The 2,261-nt window shown below is 71.3% G+C and carries 3 protein-coding genes; 2 read left to right on the top strand and 1 reads right to left on the bottom strand.

Features of this window, described 5'->3' with window-relative positions; genetic code table 11:
• Nucleotides 1-403: 403 nt before the first annotated feature.
• On the top strand, nt 404-859 hold the full coding sequence (locus IEZ12_RS03180; RefSeq protein ID WP_189270663.1) for a VOC family protein: 456 nt from the start codon (nt 404-406) through the stop codon (nt 857-859).
• A gap of 107 nt (nt 860-966) precedes the next feature.
• On the opposite strand, the gene IEZ12_RS03175 is transcribed toward IEZ12_RS03180, so the two are convergent.
• On the bottom strand, nt 967-1,701 hold the full coding sequence (locus IEZ12_RS03175) for a FadR/GntR family transcriptional regulator (RefSeq protein WP_189270661.1): 735 nt from the start codon (nt 1,699-1,701) through the stop codon (nt 967-969).
• Nucleotides 1,702-1,755: 54 nt separating this feature from the next.
• Between IEZ12_RS03175 and IEZ12_RS37630 the strand changes: the two genes are divergently transcribed.
• Nucleotides 1,756-2,261 (top strand): gamma-glutamyl-gamma-aminobutyrate hydrolase family protein (locus tag IEZ12_RS37630; RefSeq protein WP_229847190.1); only part of this gene is annotated, 506 nt, incomplete at its 3' end.

Below are 2,261 nucleotides of genomic sequence, written 5' to 3'. Positions count from 1 at the left end.
TCCAGGCCGTCGGCGCGCAGGATCGCGGTGATGTGGTCGTCGCACCAGGCGTCACGTGCGCGCGTGCGGTACGCGGTGGGCTGCGAACAGCCGGGGTCTGCGCAGATCTGGACCGGCTTGCGGGGCGACGATATGGCACTCACCTGCGGATCTTCCCACATGCGCGGTGCGCGACGCCGATCCGGTGTTGACGGAGTGTCTACTCGCGCTCGCCGTTCTTCGGGGCACCGCAACGACAACAAGGGGGGCCGAGTTGTCCGGACGTTCCGTATTCCCGGCCGGCGTCGTCGCCGTCGCCGCCGTCCCTGCCGACGGCTGGCAGTTCGCGCAGACCATCGCCACGTACACGCTGCTGGGCTTCTGAGCGGTCTGTTGCGTCAGACCTGTCTGGGAGGCTCCGGTGATGGAGATGACAGTGCAGTTGACGATCGACTGCTCCGATCCGCAGCGGATGGTGGCCTTCTGGGCCCGGGCCCTGGGCTATGTGCCCGAGCCCGCGCCCGACGGCTGCACCACGTGGCGCGCCTACTGGGAGGCGCTGGGGGTGCCCGCGGAGGAGTTGCCGGCCGGTGCCGGCGATGTTCCGGAGTCGATCGTCGATCCGGCGGGTCGTGGACCGCGCGTGTGGTTCCAGCAGGTTCCGGAGCCGAAGACCGCCAAGAACCGGTGGCACTTCGACCTCAAGGTCGGTGGCGGACGTGACGTCCCGTTGGACGTCCGCGCGCGGCGGGTCAGGGCCGCAGCGGACCGACTGGTCGAGGCCGGCGCCACCATGGTGCAGATCAGGGACGACCCGGGCACGGGGCTGTACGCCGCGGCCATGCAGGACCCCGAGGGCAACGAGTTCGACATCGTCTGAGGCGCGTTGCGACGGTGCCTGTCGAAGCCGCTCGTTCACGGCTGCGACAATCACCGTCGCCTCGTGGCGAACAGCGAACAGCGAATTCCACCGATCTCGGGGGGAGTTCAGGACTCGGCCGGCTCCTGGACGAAGGGGAGGCAGAGGTTCGCGGTGGCCTCCGCGTGGACGGTGAACTGCTTGCGGGCGCGGGCCGGGTCGCGGGCCTCGATCGCCCCGGCGAGGGCGCGGTGGCGCTGGGAGGGGGTGCTGCGCGACTCGGTGCCGCCGGGGTGGCCGGCGAGCAGTCGGGTCAGTTCGTGCTGGATGCCCTGCTCGGCCTCCAACAGCCGCCTGGAGCCGGAGAGTTCGGCGATGTACAGGTGCAGGCCGGCGTCCGCGGTGCGGTAGGCCTCGGCGTCGGCGACGACCGCGTCGGCGGCGTCCTCGAGTTCGCGCATCCGGGCCAGGCCCGCTTCGGAGGCGCGCAGCGCGGCCCGGGCCGAGGCCTCGCCGGAGACCGCGATCCGCCAGGCCGTCAGCTCCTCGATGTCGGCCCGGGTGTAGGGGTGCAGGGCGGTGAGTTCGCCGATCCGGGTGAGGATGTCGGGGACCACGAAGGTGCCCGCGCCGCGGCCGCGCCGGGTCTCGATCAGGCCGTCCTCGCGGAGCACCGCCATCGAGTGGCGGACCGTCATCACAGCCACGCCGAACAGCTCGGCCAGGGTCTTCTCCGGCGGCAGGCGGTCACCCCCGACCAGGATCCGCGCGCCGATCAGCTCGCCGAGCCGACGAGCGATGGCCTCGGCCGCCCCCGCGGCACGCACCGGCTCGATGTGTTGGGTCCACCCCTTGCCATCCATGAAATCTATCTTCTAGATTTCGCATCTCATCCGCAAGCCGGCCATGGAGAGCTTATGAGCGTCACCGATCACCCGGAACCCCTCATCGGGATACCCGTCCGCCTCAGCGACGGCGACGCTCCTGGCGCCGACGTGCGCATCGGCGAGGCCAACGCGATCTTCGAGCAGGTCGTCGACCTGATCCGGGCCGCCGGCGCCCGCCCCGTGCTGCTGCAGCCGGACGCCGAGGGCAACCCGTCGGACGCCGAGCTGGCCGAGTGCGCCGGCTTCGTGGTGCCCGGCGGCGGGGACGTCGACCCGGCCACGTACGGTGAGGATGCGAACCACCCGTCGCTGTACGACGTCAACCCCATGCAGGACCGGCTCGACGAGGCCGTGGTGCGGTACGCGCTGGACAACGGCCGCCCGATGCTCGGCATCTGCCGCGGCATGCAGCTGCTGAACATCGTCCGCGGCGGCACCCTGCACGTGGACCTGGCGCCGACCGACGTCGCCCACAACCCGGAGCCCGGGGTCGAGTGGGCCACCCACGAGGTCGTGCTGTCGGCCGACAGCGCGGT

It is taken from the genome of Kitasatospora griseola (assembly GCF_014648555.1).
Lineage (GTDB): Bacteria > Actinomycetota > Actinomycetes > Streptomycetales > Streptomycetaceae > Kitasatospora > Kitasatospora griseola.
The sequence above is the reverse complement of the archived record's forward strand: the minus strand, read 5'-3'. Positions and strand labels throughout refer to the sequence as shown.

What these genes read in the sequence shown, in the direction of transcription:
- IEZ12_RS03180 (WP_189270663.1), top strand. Translation starts at nt 404, where the DNA reads ATGGAGATGACAGTGCAGTTGACGATCGACTGCTCCGATCCGCAGCGG.
- IEZ12_RS03175 (WP_189270661.1), bottom strand. Translation starts at nt 1,701, where the DNA reads ATGGATGGCAAGGGGTGGACCCAACACATCGAGCCGGTGCGTGCCGCG.